Origin of the sequence: Nocardia violaceofusca NBRC 14427 (genome assembly GCF_963869435.1) — a bacterium.
Classification (GTDB): domain Bacteria; phylum Actinomycetota; class Actinomycetes; order Mycobacteriales; family Mycobacteriaceae; genus Nocardia; species Nocardia aobensis.
The window spans coordinates 1-15,331 of record NZ_CAWMPM010000012.1 but is presented as its reverse complement, the minus strand read 5'-3'; the positions used below and the strand labels follow the sequence as shown (position 1 = coordinate 15,331).

Annotated in this window: 12 protein-coding genes and 1 pseudogene; 5 read left to right on the top strand and 8 right to left on the bottom strand. The window is 67.2% G+C overall.

Annotated elements, in window-relative coordinates; all coding sequences use genetic code 11:
- Positions 1–38 precede the first annotated feature (38 nt).
- The 7 genes from recQ to AC5592_RS09765 form a co-directional block, all read right to left on the bottom strand.
- Complete coding sequence (recQ, locus tag AC5592_RS09795; protein WP_063064006.1) at positions 39–2,132, bottom strand: DNA helicase RecQ; 2,094 nt, start codon at positions 2,130–2,132, stop codon at positions 39–41.
- A 115-nt stretch (positions 2,133–2,247) separates the two neighbouring features.
- Positions 2,248–3,153, bottom strand: coding sequence for a permease-like cell division protein FtsX (gene ftsX / locus AC5592_RS09790; RefSeq protein ID WP_036504252.1), 906 nt, complete (start codon positions 3,151–3,153; stop codon positions 2,248–2,250).
- Positions 3,153–3,842 carry a cell division ATP-binding protein FtsE gene (ftsE, locus tag AC5592_RS09785; protein WP_036504253.1) on the bottom strand — a complete coding sequence of 230 codons (690 nt, stop codon included), beginning with the start codon at positions 3,840–3,842 and terminating at the stop codon, positions 3,153–3,155. The genes ftsX and ftsE overlap by 1 nt, the downstream gene beginning before the upstream one ends.
- Positions 3,843–3,916: 74 nt before the next feature.
- Positions 3,917–4,072, bottom strand: a complete 156-nt coding sequence (locus tag AC5592_RS09780; RefSeq protein ID WP_157104419.1) for an Rv3103c transmembrane domain-containing protein — start codon at positions 4,070–4,072, stop codon at positions 3,917–3,919.
- Positions 4,059–4,916, bottom strand: coding sequence for a mechanosensitive ion channel family protein (locus AC5592_RS09775; RefSeq protein ID WP_036504254.1), 858 nt, complete (start codon positions 4,914–4,916; stop codon positions 4,059–4,061). Before AC5592_RS09775 ends, AC5592_RS09780 begins: the two co-directional genes overlap by 14 nt.
- A 127-nt stretch (positions 4,917–5,043) precedes the next feature.
- Positions 5,044–6,156, bottom strand: coding sequence for a peptide chain release factor 2 (gene prfB, locus AC5592_RS09770; RefSeq protein ID WP_063064005.1), 1,113 nt, complete (start codon positions 6,154–6,156; stop codon positions 5,044–5,046).
- 64 nt (positions 6,157–6,220) lie between these two features.
- Positions 6,221–7,078, bottom strand: a complete 858-nt coding sequence (locus AC5592_RS09765; RefSeq protein WP_036504257.1) for a helix-turn-helix domain-containing protein — start codon at positions 7,076–7,078, stop codon at positions 6,221–6,223.
- Between the two features lie 132 nt (positions 7,079–7,210).
- On the opposite strand from AC5592_RS09765, the gene AC5592_RS09760 reads away from it, so the two are divergent.
- The 5 genes from AC5592_RS09760 (at position 7,211) to AC5592_RS09740 (ending at position 12,776) form a co-directional block, all read left to right on the top strand.
- Entirely contained in the window at positions 7,211–7,798 is a 588-nt protein-coding gene (locus AC5592_RS09760; protein WP_063064004.1) for an NADPH-dependent FMN reductase, read from the top strand.
- A 292-nt stretch (positions 7,799–8,090) separates the two neighbouring features.
- Positions 8,091–8,897, top strand: a complete 807-nt coding sequence (locus tag AC5592_RS09755) for an SDR family oxidoreductase (RefSeq protein WP_063064003.1) — start codon at positions 8,091–8,093, stop codon at positions 8,895–8,897.
- 56 nt (positions 8,898–8,953) lie between these two features.
- The gene (hisN, locus tag AC5592_RS09750) at positions 8,954–9,739 is read left to right on the top strand and encodes a histidinol-phosphatase (RefSeq protein ID WP_232329281.1); all 786 of its coding nucleotides are present in this window, start codon (positions 8,954–8,956) and stop codon (positions 9,737–9,739) included.
- Positions 9,740–10,105: 366 nt separating this feature from the next.
- Positions 10,106–11,491: an acyl-CoA dehydrogenase family protein gene (locus AC5592_RS09745; RefSeq protein WP_036504263.1), complete on the top strand. Its 1,386-nt coding sequence runs from the start codon at positions 10,106–10,108 to the stop codon at positions 11,489–11,491.
- A 46-nt stretch (positions 11,492–11,537) separates the two neighbouring features.
- A complete protein-coding gene (locus AC5592_RS09740) occupies positions 11,538–12,776 on the top strand; it encodes an acyl-CoA dehydrogenase family protein (RefSeq protein ID WP_036504265.1) in 1,239 nt (412 codons plus the stop codon).
- A gap of 169 nt (positions 12,777–12,945) precedes the next feature.
- Here AC5592_RS09740 and AC5592_RS09735 read toward each other — a convergent pair.
- Positions 12,946–15,331 (bottom strand): annotated as a pseudogene (locus AC5592_RS09735) (hypothetical protein); the annotation flags it as partial.

Below are 15,331 nucleotides of genomic sequence, written 5' to 3'. Positions count from 1 at the left end.
TGGGACTGGTGAGCGCGCAGATCGGCTCGCCCGAACGCTCAGTAGAAGTCGTCCGGCGGGGGCTCGAAGTCCGCCTCGGGGACGTCCCAGTTCATCGAATCACTCGGGGGCGCCGGTTCCGCGGCCTCGAACCGCGACCGGGTGGCCGGACGAGCCCGTTCGGTGTGCGAGCGGGCACTCGACGTGCCTCCGCGTGGGGCGGCCGGTCGCTCGGGCCGGCTCGGACGCGACGTCGGCTCGCTCGAGCTCCCTCCATCGAATCCCGCGACCACCTCGAGGACACCCTCGCCGTACTTCGCGAGCTTGTTCTCACCGATGCCGCTGATGCCGCCGAGTTCGGCCAGGTTCGCAGGGGCCCGGCCGGCGATATCGCGCAGGGTGGCGTCGTGGAAGACGACGTAGGCGGGAACGCCCTGCTCCTTGGCGACCGAGGCACGCCAGGTGCGGAGCTGTTCGAACAGTCCCGCCGCGGCGGGTGCCAGCTCGGCCGCGGCGAGGCGGGACGCCTTCGCCTTGGCGGCGCGCGGCGGCTTCACTCGTTCCGGCTCGCGGCGCATGTGGACCGTGCGCTTCTTGAACAGCACCTCGTCGCTTGCTTCGGTGAGGGTCAGCACGCCGTATTCACCGTGCACCGCGAGCAGGCCCTGGGCGAGCAATTGGCGAATCACGCCGCGCCATTCGGTATCGCGCAGATCGGCGCCGACGCCGAAGACCTTCAACTCGTTGTGCTTGTGCTGCAACACTTTCGGATTCGACTTGCCGAGCAGGATGTCGACGATATGGCCGGCGCCGAAGCTCTGCCCACGTTCGCGTTTGAGCCGCAGCACCGTCGAGAGCACCTTCTGCGCGGCGACCGTGCCGTCCCAGGATTCCGGCGGGTTCAGGCAGGTGTCGCAGTTGCCGCAGGTGTCACCGGACTGGCCGAAGTAGTTGAGCAGCTGGGTGCGCCGGCACTGCACGGTCTCGCACAGCGCGAGCATCGCGTCCAGATGCAGTTGCAACTGCCGCCGGTGCGCCGCGTCGCCCTCGGAGGAGTCGATCATCTTACGTTGCTGCACAACATCATTGAGTCCGTAGACCATCCAGGCGGTGGACGGCAGTCCGTCGCGGCCGGCGCGGCCGGTCTCCTGGTAGTAGCCCTCCACCGACTTGGGCAGATCCAGATGTGCCACGAACCGCACATCGGGTTTGTCGATGCCCATGCCGAAGGCGATGGTGGCGACGACGATCAGACCGTCCTCGCGCAGGAACCTGGACTGATTGGTGGCACGGGTGCGCGCGTCCAGGCCGGCGTGATAGGGCACCGCATCGATTCCGTTGCGGCACAGGAATTCCGCGGTGCGCTCGACCGAGTTGCGGGACAGGCAGTAGACGATGCCCGCCTCCCCCGGATGTTCGGTGCGGATGAAGGACAGCAGTTGCTGATCGGCGCGATTCTTCGGCTCGATCCGGTACTGGATATTGGGCCGGTCGAATCCCGCGACGAAATGCTTCGCCCCGGTGAGGTCGAGCCGTTCGGCGATCTCGCGACGCGTGGCCTCGGTGGCGGTGGCGGTCAAGGCGATCCGGGGCACGTCCGGCCAGCGTTCGTGCAGTACCGAGAGCGCCAGATAGTCGGGCCGGAAGTCGTGGCCCCACTGCGAGACACAGTGCGCCTCGTCGATGGCGAAGACCGACATCTTGCCGCGATCGAGCAAATCCGCCGTCGACTCGAGCTTCAACCGCTCCGGCGCCAGATACAACAGGTCCAGCTCGCCCGCGACGAACTGCGCCTCGACCGTGCGCCGCTCGTCCGGGTATTGGGTGGAGTTGAGAAAGCCGGCCCGCACCCCGAGCGCGGTCAGCGCGTCGACCTGGTCCTGCATCAGCGCGATCAACGGTGAGATGACCACACCCACCCCGGGCCGCACCAGCGCCGGAATCTGATAGCACAGCGACTTGCCGCCGCCGGTGGGCATCAGAACGAGCGCATCGCCACCGGAGACGACCTGTTCGACGATCTCGCGCTGTAATCCCCGGAAACTGTCGTACCCGAATACGCGCTGCAGAACCTGTTGCGCCGCATCGGTTTCCACAGTGCGCGACGAAGCGTCGGCCGTCTCGAGCGTCTCCGGGGAATTCACGCCAGCCATCCTACGGACCCCCACCGACGATCCGAACCCCCAATCCACAGCCGCACCCCGTACACGAGACGCCCGGGCCGATCGGCATCGACCTGCTCTGCTCCGGCTGGAACCCGGAACGAGCCTATTCGCGCACGTAGTAACGCAGCGTGCCGTAGGCCGTCAGCGCGGCGAACACGATGCCCACCGGCACCACGGTCAGCGCCACCACCGCGATGTCGTCGCCGGTGATGCGGGGGAAGACCTTCGAGGCGAACAGATCACCGAGGGCCCGGTCGATGACCAGCGGTCGCGCGACCATCAGTCCGATCACCGCCAGCACCGACCCGGCCAGCGCCGCGACCACCGCCTCGAGCAGGAACGGCAGCTGGGTGTACCAGCGCGTCGCACCGACCAGGCGCATGATGCCGACTTCCTCCCGGCGGGTGAACGCCGCGATCTGCACCATATTCGCGATCAGCAGCAGGGCGGCCAGGGCCTGCAGCACGGCCAAGCCGAAGGCCGCGTTGCGCAGGCCGTCGAACAGGCTCACCAGCCGGTCGACGATGTCCTTGTCGTTGCGCACGAATCCGACGCCGGGCTTGCCCTGGAAGTCCTTGAAGATGCGCGGGTACTGCGCGGCGTCGGTCATCTTGACGCGCAGCGAGGCCGGCAGCGGCGACTCGCTGACGTATTTGGCCAGCTCGGGCTGATCCTTGAAGGTCTTCTCCTTCGCCTCGCGGACCGCCTCCTCGCGATTGAGGTACTGCACCGATTCCACGCCGGGCTCGGATTTGAGCGACGACATCAGCGCCTTGCACGGGTCCTGCGAGCAGTCCGGATCGTTGGCCGAGACGTCCTCGGTCAGGTACAGCCGCACCTCGAGCCGGTCCAGGAAGTACTGCTCGGTCTTGTCGGCCATCCGGACGGCCAGCATGCCGCCGCCGAGCATGGTGAGCGAGACCGCGGTGGTGAGGATCATCGCGATGGTCATGGTGACGTTGCGGCGTAGGCCGTTGAAAACCTCACCGAACAGGAAGCTCGCGCGCATTACCGGCCCACCCCGTACACGCCGGTGGCCTCGTCGCGGACCAGGCGCCCGCGATCGAGTTCGACCACGCGCCGTCGCATGGCGTCGACGATGTGGTTGTCGTGGGTGGCCATCAGCACCGTGGTGCCCGTGCGGTTGATGCGTTCCAGCAACATCATGATGTCCTGACTGGTGTCGGGGTCCAGGTTGCCGGTGGGTTCGTCGGCGAGCAGCACCAGCGGCCGGTTCACGAACGCGCGTGCGATCGCGACCCGCTGCTGTTCACCGCCGGACAGCTCGTTCGGCAGGCGGTCCGCCTTACCGGACAAACCCACCAGGTCCAGCGCCTCCGGCACCGCCCGATTGATGAATTTGCGATTCTTGCCGATCACCTCGAGCGCGAACGCCACGTTCTGCTCGACCGTCTTCTGCTGCAGCAATCGGAAATCCTGGAAGACACAGCCGAGGCGCTGGCGCAGCTTGGGCACCCGCCGGCCCGGCAACCGGTCGACCCGGAAATCGGCGACATGCACTTCGCCGGTGGTCGGCTTGACCTCTTTCAGCAACAGTTGCATGAACGTCGATTTACCCGACCCGGACGGTCCGATAATGAAGACGAACTCGCCCTTGTCGACCTCGACCGAAACATTGTCCAGCGCGGGTCTCGTCGAGGTTTTATAAGACTTGGTGACGTTCCGCAGGGTGATCACGAGGTGCCAGTGTAGCCAGCGAAGTCGGAGCACACTCCGGCCCACTCCGCGGCATGCGACTTGTCACAGAGAGGTCAGCGGGCGGGCGCGGTCGTCAGCGCGGAACCGGAAACGGTATTCGCGATGTTGAAACCTGAATGATCCGGTGTGGCCGGTTTCACGAACAGATACAACACGAGCGTCGCGACCCAGACACTGAGCAGGATCGCGGTCGATTTACGCGGTTTCACTCAAACCCTCCCGACGCAGCGCCGCGGCGACACGCACACGCAGCTCACGTCCGACGTCGAATTGTTTACCCGGCAGTGTGCGGGCCACCATCCGGATGTTCATCTGATCGACGGTGAGATCTTCCAGACCCATCACCGTAGGTTCGTCCAGCAGTAGCGATTTCAGGCGGCGATCCTGAAATGCCTTGGCGCCCACCTCGTGCAGGATTTCGTTGACCTTGGTGATGTCGGCGGTGGCGGGCACCGGCACGTCGATCGCCGCACGGGCCCAATCCTTCGACAGATTGGTCACTTTCACGATCTGCCCGTTGGGCACCGAGATGACCTCCCCGTCGGGATTGCGCAGTGTGGTGATCCGCAGCGTGACGTCCTCCACGGTACCTTCGGCCGGCTCTGATTGCCCCGTGACCGCGATGCGCACCACATCACCGAATCCGTACTGCCGCTCGGTGATCAGGAAGAATCCGGCGAGCAGGTCCTGCACGATGCGCTGGGCGCCGAAACCGAGCGCGGCACCGAGCACCGCCGCCGGCGCGACCAGCCCGCTGAGCTGGAAGCCCAAGCGCCGCAACACTTCCAGCGATACCAGGAAGTACACGATCACCAGCACCACCCAGGTGATGACCTGGGCCAGGGCGTGCCGATGTTTGGCGGCCTCGGTGCGCACCAGCGAATCGCTGCTCTGGAAGCCGGAGTCGATGCGGCGGGTGATCCGGTCGCGCACGAAGGTGGCGAAGCGGCTGAACAGCATCGCGCCCACGATCAGCAGCACGATCTCGAGGCCGCTGCCACGCAGCCAGGAGGTGAATTCCGCCCCGGTTCCGGCAGCGAGAGTCGTCGTCATCGGCGCATCCTTTCCGGTATCAACCGTGCACCGACACAAGCCATTCTGCCGCCCGAACACACGCCAGACAGGTTACTACGACCGCTCGCCGACCGATATGCCGTGATTGTGCCGTGATAGGCGGGTTTCACGCGTCCTGGCGCATCCGCCAGCGGATTCCCTCTTCGATGAAGCCGTCGATATCACCGTCGAGAACGGAGGACGGATTGTTCACCTCGAAGTTGGTCCGCAGGTCCTTGACCATCTGATACGGGTGCAGAACGTACGAGCGCATCTGATTCCCCCAGGAGGCACCCTCGTTGGTCTTGAGCGCATCCATCTCGGCGCGCTCCTCCTGACGTTTGCGCTCGAGCAGCTTCGCCTGCAACACGCGCATCGCCGAGATCTTGTTCTGCAGCTGCGATTTCTCGTTCTGGCAGGTCACCACGATGCCGGTCGGGATGTGGGTGATCCGCACCGCCGAGTCGGTGGTGTTGACGCTCTGACCACCCGGGCCCGACGAGCGGTACACATCGACGCGGATCTCCGATTCCGGGACCTCGATGTGGTCGGTGCCCTCGACCACCGGCAGCACCTCGACCTCGGCGAAGGAGGTCTGGCGCCGGCCCTGGTTGTCGAAGGGGCTGATCCGCACCAGGCGGTGGGTTCCCATCTCCACCGAGAGGGTGCCGTAGGCGTAGGGCACCTTCACCGCGAAGGTGGCGCTCTTGATGCCGGCCTCCTCGGCGTAGGAGGTGTCGTAGATCTCGACCGGATACTTGTGACGCTCGGCCCAGCGCACGTACATGCGCATCAGCATCTGTGCCCAGTCGGCGGCGTCCACCCCGCCCGCGCCCGAGCGGATGTTGACCAGCGCCTCGCGCTTGTCGTATTCGCCCGAGAGCAGGGTGCGAACCTCCATCGCCTCGACGTCGGCGTGCAGCGCGGCGCGTTCGGCGTCGGCATCGGCCAGCGCGGACGTGCGGGCCTCGCCCTCTTCGTCTTCGGCGAGTTCGTAGAGCACCGGCAGATCGTCGAGGCGCTGGCGCAGTTCGGTGACGCGGCGCAGCTCACCCTGGGCGTGCGACAGCTCGCTGGTCACCTGCTGGGCGTGTTCCTGGTTGTTCCACAGCTCCGGGTCGGCGGCCTGATGTTCGAGCTCGTCGATGCGACGGCGCAGCTCGTCGACGTCGAGCACCGACTCGACAGTCTTCAACGTGGTGTCGAGTTCGGCGAGATCAGCGGAAACGTCAGGATGCACGGTTGTCCAATCTACCGCTCGCGCAGGTGGCGGTGAAATGCGGCGAGGCGCCGGCAGCCGCGGCTCAGCCCGATACCGCCCGCAGTCCACCCGGGCGGCGGCCCAGCAGCGCGTCGAGGGCCGCGGCGGTCGCGTCGTCGGCGGGCAACTGGACCTGGATGTACTGGTCGTCGTCGGCGGACAGGTCCAGCCGTTCGTACGCCAGCCGCAGCGGGCCGGCCTCGGGATGGTCCATCCGGCTGATGCCGCTGGTATCGGGCAGTCCGGCGATGTCGGCGACGCGACGGGTGAATTCGGCACCCGCCAGCAGCGTCAGCTCGTCGGCGAGCGCGGCGATGGTCGGATCCGAGCGGAAGGGACCGGCCTTCAGATTCGCCACCGCCAGATCGGCACGACGGTCCCACTCCGGGTACACGACGCGGGCCCGCGGATCGGTGAACAGCCAGCGCGGGTAGCCCGCGGGCAGGCCGTGGTCGAGCAAGCCGGTGCCTCCGACCAGCGCGCGGTAGCCATCGGTGCAACTCAGGATCTCACCGAGACGATTGACGACGGCCGCGGGCGCCGGGGCGAGACGGTCCAGAATCGCCTGCACCGCGGGCCGCACCAGGCGATTGGGCAGCGCCCCACCGGTGCAGCTGAATCCTGGGTCGGCGGACTTGACCAGCCGATGCAGCTGGACGCGCTCGCTCGGACTCAACCGGAGGGCGTCGGCCAATGCGGACAGCACCGCCGTCGACGGACGGCGGTCGCGGCCCTGTTCCAACCGGATCAGATATTCGACGCTGACTCCGGCGAGTGTCGCCAGTTCGGCGCGGCGCAGTCCCGGGGTGCGGCGGCGGGGCCCGGCCGGGAGCCCGACCTCGGCCGGGGTGACCGCCTCCCGCCGAGTACGCAGGAAAAGCCCCAGCTCGTTATCGCTCACAGATCGACGCTAACAGCGCGGGGCGCGCCGAGGGTATCCCTCTCACTACCACCCTCACAGCGGGCTCCCTGGCCGCGCGCCCGGACGGCAGAGTCGACGTCAGCGAACGACGCTTTCCGAAGGAGATCCGAAATGTCCAGCAGCACAATGCGGCTCGCAGTTGTCATCGCCAGCGTTCGGGAGGGCCGCTTCGGGCCGGTGGTCGGTGAGTGGTTCGCCGAGCAGGCCCGGCGGCACGACGGCTTCGAGGTCGATCTGATCGATCTCGCCGACGCGGATCTGCCCGTCGCGCTGCCGGCCGTCTCACCGCGGATCGAACCGAATCCGCAGCGTCCGGCCGGAATGCTCGATCTCACCGCGCGCTTGGACGCCGCCGACGCGATGGTCGTCGTCACGCCGGATATCAACAACAGCTACCCGGCCTCGATCAAAACCGCGATCGACTGGCACTACACGCAGTGGGACCGCAAGGCGATCGGCTTCGTGGGCTACAGCGGGGCGAGCGGCGGGCTGAACGCCATCGCGCATCTGCGGCAGGTGTTCGCCGAGCTGAACGCGCACACGATCCGGGACTATGTGTCCTTCCCGCGGTACTACCAGCAGTTCGACGCCGAGGGACGATGGACCGCACCGGGCGAATCCGAAGCGGCGGCCGCGGGAATGCTCGACCAATTGCATTGGTGGGCGAGTGCTTTGGCTGCGGCGCGGGTTGCGGCGTGAACCACGGCCGACGCGGGCTCGAGGTCCGTGCAGGGTGAACTAATCGTGCAAACCTCGACGAAAGAACGCGAAAACCGCCCGATGCGGCCTGGTTTGCACGATTAGTTCAGCGACGACGAGCCGATGGAGGTCGCCCTACCGACGAATCAGTGCCGTGGTGGTCTCGGCGGCCGGCCGCACGCAGTCCGGCAGGCCCGCTCAGCGGAACGGAACACCGCACGACCGGTCCCGGCCACTAGCCTCGATTTCGAAGTCGGATTCGCGGTTTCATCCAGCCGAAACAGGAGGGTCGATGGGGACCATCGCCGTAACCGGGAGCGCGTCGGGGATCGGGGCGGCCGTCGCCGCCCACCTGGAGAAGGAAGGGCACCGGGTGATCGGTGTCGATCTGCGCGACACCGAAGTGACCGCCGACCTGGCCACGGCCGAGGGCCGGGCGCACGCGGTCGCCGAGGTCACCCGGATCAGCGAAGGCCGGCTGGACGGACTTCTGCCGTTCGCCGGGGTCGCGGCCGCGACGGGGCGTCCCGGTGGGCTGGTGGTGTCGGTGAACTATTTCGGCGCGATCGCGCTGCTGGAGGGGCTGCGGCCGCTGCTGCGCGAATCCGGCAACGCCTCGGTGGTACTGGTGTCGTCGAATTCCACGACGACACAACCGCTCTGGCCGGTGGAACTGGCCGACGCGTGCCTGGCCGGCGACGAGGACCGGGCCCGCGGCATCGCCGAATCGTTCGGCGACCTGGGCGCGATCCAGGCCTATCCGGCGACGAAGGCGGCCCTGGCCTGGTACGCCCGCACCAAATCGGCGGAATACATCGCCGACGGCATCCGCCTCAACGCCATCGCGCCCGGCATCATCGACACCCCGATGACCCAGGAGGGCAGCAAGGACGCGCTCACCGGCGAGGGGATGAAGCAGTTCCTCGCCATGACCCCGATCGGGCGGCCGGGACGCCCCGAGGAGATCGCCGACCTCGCGGCCTTCCTGCTGTCGGACAAGGCCGGCTTCTTCGTCGGCTCGGTGATCTTCTGCGACGGCGGTATCGATGCGGCCTTCCGCGGTAAGGATTGGCCCGCGGTCTGGAATCCCCAGCAGTAGACGGGCCGCCGCGAGGCCGAATGGCTCCGATCGGATGCGCCGATTACGGTTGCCCTGTGAGCGATCATGCCGGCGATCTCGAACTTGCCCTGCTGTTGGCCGATGCGGCCGATGCGATCACCCGTGATCGTTTCGGCGCCCTCGACCTGAAGGTGAACAGCAAACCGGATCTGACTCCCGTCTCGGACGCGGATCTGGCGGTGGAGCGGGCGCTGCGCGAAATCCTCGTCGAGCGACGCCCGCACGACGCCGTGCTGGGTGAGGAGTTCGGCGGCGAGGCCGAATTCGTCGGACGGCAGTGGGTGATCGATCCGATCGACGGCACCAAGAATTTCGTGCGCGGAGTTCCGGTGTGGGCCAGTCTGATCGCGCTGCTGCAGGACGGCGTTCCGGTCGTCGGCGTCGTCAGCGCGCCCGCGTTGAGCCGACGCTGGTGGGCCGCAACGGGTTCCGGCGCGTGGACCCGCTTCGAGGCCGAGGAGCCGAAGCCGATCACGGTCTCCGCGGTCGGCGGATTGAATTCGGCCAGTCTCGCGATCTCCAGCTTGTCCGGCTGGCGGGACCTGGGCCTGCGGGATCAGCTGATCGAGCTGACCGATCAGGTGTGGCGCACCCGCGGCTACGGCGACTTCTTCGGCTACTGCCTGCTCGCCGAGGGCGCGGTGGATATCGCCAGCGAGCCGGAGGTCTCGCTGTGGGATCTGGCGCCCCTCGATGTGCTGGTGCGCGAGGCCGGCGGGCGCTTCACCGCCCTGGACGGAACCCCCGGACCACATCACGGTAGCGCGGTCGCCACCAACGGGTTGCTGCACGACTCGGTACTCGCCGCGCTGCGCCCCTGACGACGGCGGCCGGCACCGTCTCGTCCTGCCGGCCGCCACCCGGCGAGCGCACCTCTAGAACAACTCCCGGAATCCAACACCCTTCCAACACCCCACGGAACCGAACGCCGCATCGCGCCGAAGACCGGCCGATGCGGCGTTCGCCGTTCGGCCGCGTTCGGCTCGTCCTCACCTGGGTACTCGGTGGCAGTCCTGGTCAATTGCCCTGCTTGTGCGGGGCGGTTGCCGAGGCGGCGATGGGATCGAGATCACGGCGATATGCGCAGCCTCTCGACTGCGTTCTTACTCTGGAGTAAGATAGACTTACTCGAAAGTAAGATCCTGGGACCGATCACCCGACACCCACACCCGAGAAGACTGGTGACTATGAGCACTCGAGACACCGCAACGGAGCGACGTCCGGATTCCGCCGTCGGCCTCAACCCGGTCAAGCGCGACTGGATGGGCGCGGCCATGCGGGTCATGACGACCATTACCGGTTCCGAACTGGCCGAGAAGTACAACCTGCGCAAGCCCATCGAACGGCTGACCTACGAGGGCACCAAGACCGGCTTCCGCACGCTCGGCGCCGCGACCCGCGCATTCGGCAAGGTATCCGGTGGTGGTAAGCCGAAGCGCTTGCCCGCCAACGAGTCCCGCAGCAAGGACTACTTCGACCTCACCCCGACCGACGAACAGCAGATGATCGTCGAGACGGTGCGCGAATTCGCCGCGGAGATCCTGCGCCCGGCGGCCTACGAGGCCGACGGCGCGGCCCAGGCGCCCAAGGATCTGCTCGAGCGCGCCGCCGAACTGGGCATCACGCTGATCAACGTGCCCGAGGAGCTCGAGGGTGCGGCCACCGAGCGTGGCGCCGTCACCAACTCGCTGGTCGCCGAGGCGCTGGCGCACGGCGATATGGGCCTGGCGCTGCCGATCCTGGCCCCGTCGGGTGTGGCCGTCGCGCTGTCGCAGTGGGGTTCGGACGCACAGCAGCAGACCTACCTGGGCGCCTTCACGGGTGAGAACGTGCCGCAGGCCTCGGTCGTGATCAGCGAGCCGCGCGCGCTGTTCGATCCGTTCGCGCTGCAGACCAAGGCCACCCGCTCCCCCAGCGGCTACCGGATCAACGGTGTCAAGAGCCTGGTTCCGGCCGCCGCCGACGCCGAGCTGTTCATCGTCGGCGCCGAAATCGACGGCCGCCCCGCGCTTTTCATCGTCGAATCGGATACGCCGGGTGTGGTGATCGAGGCCGATCCGAGCATGGGCCTGCGCGCCGCCGGCCTGGGCCGGCTGATCCTGGACAACGTCGCGGTTCCGGCCGAGGCCATCCTGGGTGACGGCGACGCCGCGCAGCGCGCCGAGGAGTACGCCGACGCCGTGCGGCTGGCCCGCCTGGGCTGGGCATCGCTCGCGGTCGGCACCAGCCAGGCCGTGCTGGACTACGTCAAGCCGTATGTGAAGGAGCGCGAGGCGTTCGGCGAGCCGATCGCGAACCGGCAGGCGGTGGCGTTCATGGTCGCCAATATCGCCATCGAACTCGACGGCCTGCGGCTCGTGACTCTGCGGGGTGCGTCACGCGCGGAGCAGGGACTGTCCTTCTCCCGAGAGGCGGCGCTGGCCCGCAAGTTCGCCACCGACAAGGGCATGCAGATCGGCCTGGACGGCGTGCAGCTGCTCGGCGGTCACGGCTACACCAAGGAACACCCGGTCGAGCGCTGGTACCGCGATCTGCGGGCGATCGGCGTCGCCGAAGGTGTGGTCCTGATCTGATCCGGGTCTCCTCGACCCCCTGAACCGTATTGATGGAGACATTCCGATGATCAATCTCGAACTCCCCAAGAAGCTGCGGGCCAGCGCCAACCAGGCCCACCAGGTCGCCGCCGAGATCTTCCGCCCCATCTCGCGCAAATACGACCTGGCCGAGCACGAGTACCCGGTGGAGCTCGACACCATGGCCGCCATGGTGGAGGGCCTGGCCGACTCCGGCACCCAGGACATCTCCGGTGCCACCGGCGGCCGCAAGGCCAAGTCGGGCGACGAGGCCGGCGACAGCCACGCCACCGAACTGCTCGGCAACAGCAACGGCGGCAATATGTCGGCACTGCTCAACGCGCTCGAAACCTGCTGGGGCGACGTCGGTTTGATGCTGTCGATCCCCTATCAGGGGCTCGGCAACGCGGCCATCGCCGCGGTCGCCACCGACGAACAGCTCGAGCGCTTCGGCAAGGTGTGGGCGGCGATGGCCATCACCGAACCGTCCTTCGGTTCGGACTCCGCAGCCGTGTCGACCACCGCGGTGCTCGACGGCGACGAGTGGGTTCTCAACGGCACCAAGATCTTCGTGACCGCCGGTTCCCGCGCCACCCACATCGTGGTGTGGGCCTCGGTCGACAAGTCCAAGGGCCGCGCGGCCATCAAGTCGTTCGTGGTGCCGCGAGATGCCAAGGGCCTCACCGTCGCTCGCCTCGAGCACAAGCTCGGCATCAAGGCCTCCGATACCGCCGAACTGCGTCTCGAGGACTGCCGCATTCCGGCCGACAACATCCTGGGCAGCCCGGAAGTCAACGTGGAGAAGGGTTTTGCCGGGGTCATGCAGACCTTCGACAACACCCGCCCGCTGGTGGCCGCCATGGCCATCGGCGTCGGCCGCGCCGCGCTCGAGGAACTGCGCACCATCCTCGAGGAGTCCGGCGTGGAGATCTCCTACGACATCCCCGCCAACAATCAGTCCGCCGCCGCCGCGGAATTCCTTCGCATGGAATCGGATTGGGAAGCCGCCTACCTGCTCGCCCTGCGCGCGGCGTGGATGGCCGACAACAAGAAGCCCAACTCCCTCGAAGCCTCCATGTCCAAGGCCAAGGCCGGCCGCATGGGCACCGACGTGACCTTGAAGGCCGTCGAACTCGCCGGTGCGGTGGGTTACTCCCAGCGCACCCTGCTGGAGAAGTGGAGCCGCGACTCGAAGATTCTCGACATCTTCGAAGGCACGCAGCAGATCCAGCAGCTGATCGTGGCACGGCGTGTGCTGGAGCTGAGCAGTGCGCAGCTGAAGTAGGTTCGGGACAACGAAAAACCGGTGTGGGTTCACGACCCACACCGGTTTTCTCGTCTGCGGGCAGGACGTTCCCGCTCTCGGGACGTATCCACGGTCGAGCGCGCACGTCTGTGGCTGCCGTCGAGCAGGCGTGCGCGGAACGACGGCCCACCGGTCTTTCGCGGGTGCGTCAGGTCTTGGTGGGTGGGGGGTTGGAGCCGTTCGCGGGGCCGGTGGTGGCGAGTCGCTGCCAGGGGTGCGAGCCGGGTGGGGAGACGCCGAACTGCCAGCGATCCCCAGGGCGATAGTTCGCCGGGACGGCGGTGGGCTCGGCGACGGGATTCGAGTCGGCACTCGAATTCGCCGCGTCGGCACCGGGATTCGCGGTCTCGCCGGAACCGGAGCTGTGCGCCGAGGTCGTGCCCGATCCGTGGCCGGAAGCCGAGGTAGTGCCGGAGCCGGACCCCGACGCGTCACCGGAGCCGGAACCCGAGGCATCGCCGGAACCGGAGGCCGAACCGTCACCCGAACCGGACCCCGAAGCATTGCCGGAACCGGAGGCCGAACCGTCACCCGAACCGGGCCCCGAAGCATCGCCGGAACCGGAACCGGAGCCGGATCCGTGACCGTGGCCCGAGCCCGATCCCGAACCGTGGCCTGAGCCAGAACCCGAACCGTCACCGGAGCCTGAACCCTCGCCGGAGCCGGACCCCGAACCCTCACCGGAACCAGAACCCGAACCCTCACCGGAACCAGAACCCGAACCGTCACCGGAACCGGAGCCCTCACCCGAACCGGAACCAGAACCCTCCCCCGAACCGGACCCGGAACCCTCACCAGAGCCGGAACCAGAACCCTCGCCAGAGCCAGAACCCTCACCGGTGTCGGCGGCGGGTGCGGGGGCCGGCGCGGGTTGCGGCGCTTGCGCGACGGCGCTGTCGTCGTAGTAATACGGGTCCTGGCCGCTGTCGTCCGGTCCCATGCCGGATCCCATGGACATCATGGTCATGGCGGCCATCGCGGCACCCAGCAGGTTTCCCATACCGCCCATCGGATCGGCACTCATGCCGCCACCGCCGAAAACGCCGCTGCCGAGACCGGTCCCCGGGGACAGTTGGCTGGGATCTTGGGCGAGGCTGCCGGAACCATCGGAGGAAGAACCGTTGTCCGGGAGCGAACCGGGGGTGGTCGGCTCGGAACCCGGCGTGGTCGGATCCAGGGAGGTCGGGTCGTTCGACCACGCGCCGTCGTTCGGTGCCGACCCCGACGAGGACGGGCCCAGCTGTGTCGGCGTCAGAGCAGAGGGCGAAGTCGGCGTATACGAGTAACCGGAGGGCGCGGTCGGGCTCAGCAGAGTCGGCTCGGTAGCCGTACTCGGAACGGTCGGGGTGATCGGCGCCGGAGACCCCGAACCGGATCCGGATCCCGAACCGGAGCCGCTGCCTTCACCCGATCCGTCGCCCGACCCACCGTCGTCGCCCTGGTGCCCCCACGGCGACCAGTGGTTCGAGGCGAAATAGCCGACGGCACCGATGGCAGCGGCCCCCAGAAGAAGCTTCTTGCCCTTGCCCATCTTCTTCTTGTCGGGGTCGTCGTCATCGTCGTCGGACTTCTTCTTGTTCTTGTCGTCCTTGTCCTTGTCATCGGCGGCCTTGTCATCGGTGCCTTCGGACTTGTTCGCGCTTTCCGCGTCGCCGGAGTCCTTCTTGCCCGAGTCGTCCGCACCGTCCTTCGCCGAACCGTCGACATCGTCCTTGTGCCGTCCGGCCGCGTTGTAGCCGTTTTTGTCGTAGCCCTCCCGGTTGAACCCCGCCCGGTTGTATCCGTCTTTGTCGAAGCCGTTCGGGTCGTATCCGTTCTCGTCGTAGCCGTCTTTATGGGCACCGGCCCGGTTGTATCCGTCTTTGTCGAAACCGCCCCGGTCGTACCCGTCCTTGTCGAAACCGCCCCGGTTGTACCCGTTCTTGTCGTACCCGTCCCGGCTGTACCCGCCACGGTCGAATCCGGCCCGGTCGTACCCGTTGGGGTCGTATCCGTTCTCGTCGTAGCCGTCCTTGTGGGCACCGGAGCGGTCATACCCGTCTTTGTCGTACCCGCCTCGGCTGTAGCCGTCTTTGTCGTACCCCGCTCGGTTGTACCCGTCCTTGTTGTACCCCTCCCGGCTGTACCCGTCCCGATCGAATCCGTCCTTGTCGTAGCCATCTTTGTCATAGCCGCCCTCACCGTCCCCAGCGGAGTCGTCGGCCTTCTTCCCGGACTCGTCGGTCGACCTATCAGCGCCTTCGCCGGAGTCACCCTCATCAGGATTGGCCTCCTCGTCCCTGGGGCGGCCGTGCAGGTCGTATCCCCCCCGGTTGTATCCGTCTCTGTCGAATCCGCGCCAGTCGTATCCGTCGCGGTCATATCCGTCCCGGTCGAATCCGCGCCAGTCGTATCCGTCGCGGTCATATCCGTCCCAGTCGAATCCGCGCCGACTGTATCCGTCCTTGCCGTATCCGAGCCGGTCGAATCCGTCCTTGTCGTACCCGTCCCGGTCGAACCCGTTGTGGTCGTACCCCTCCTCGTCGTAACCGCCC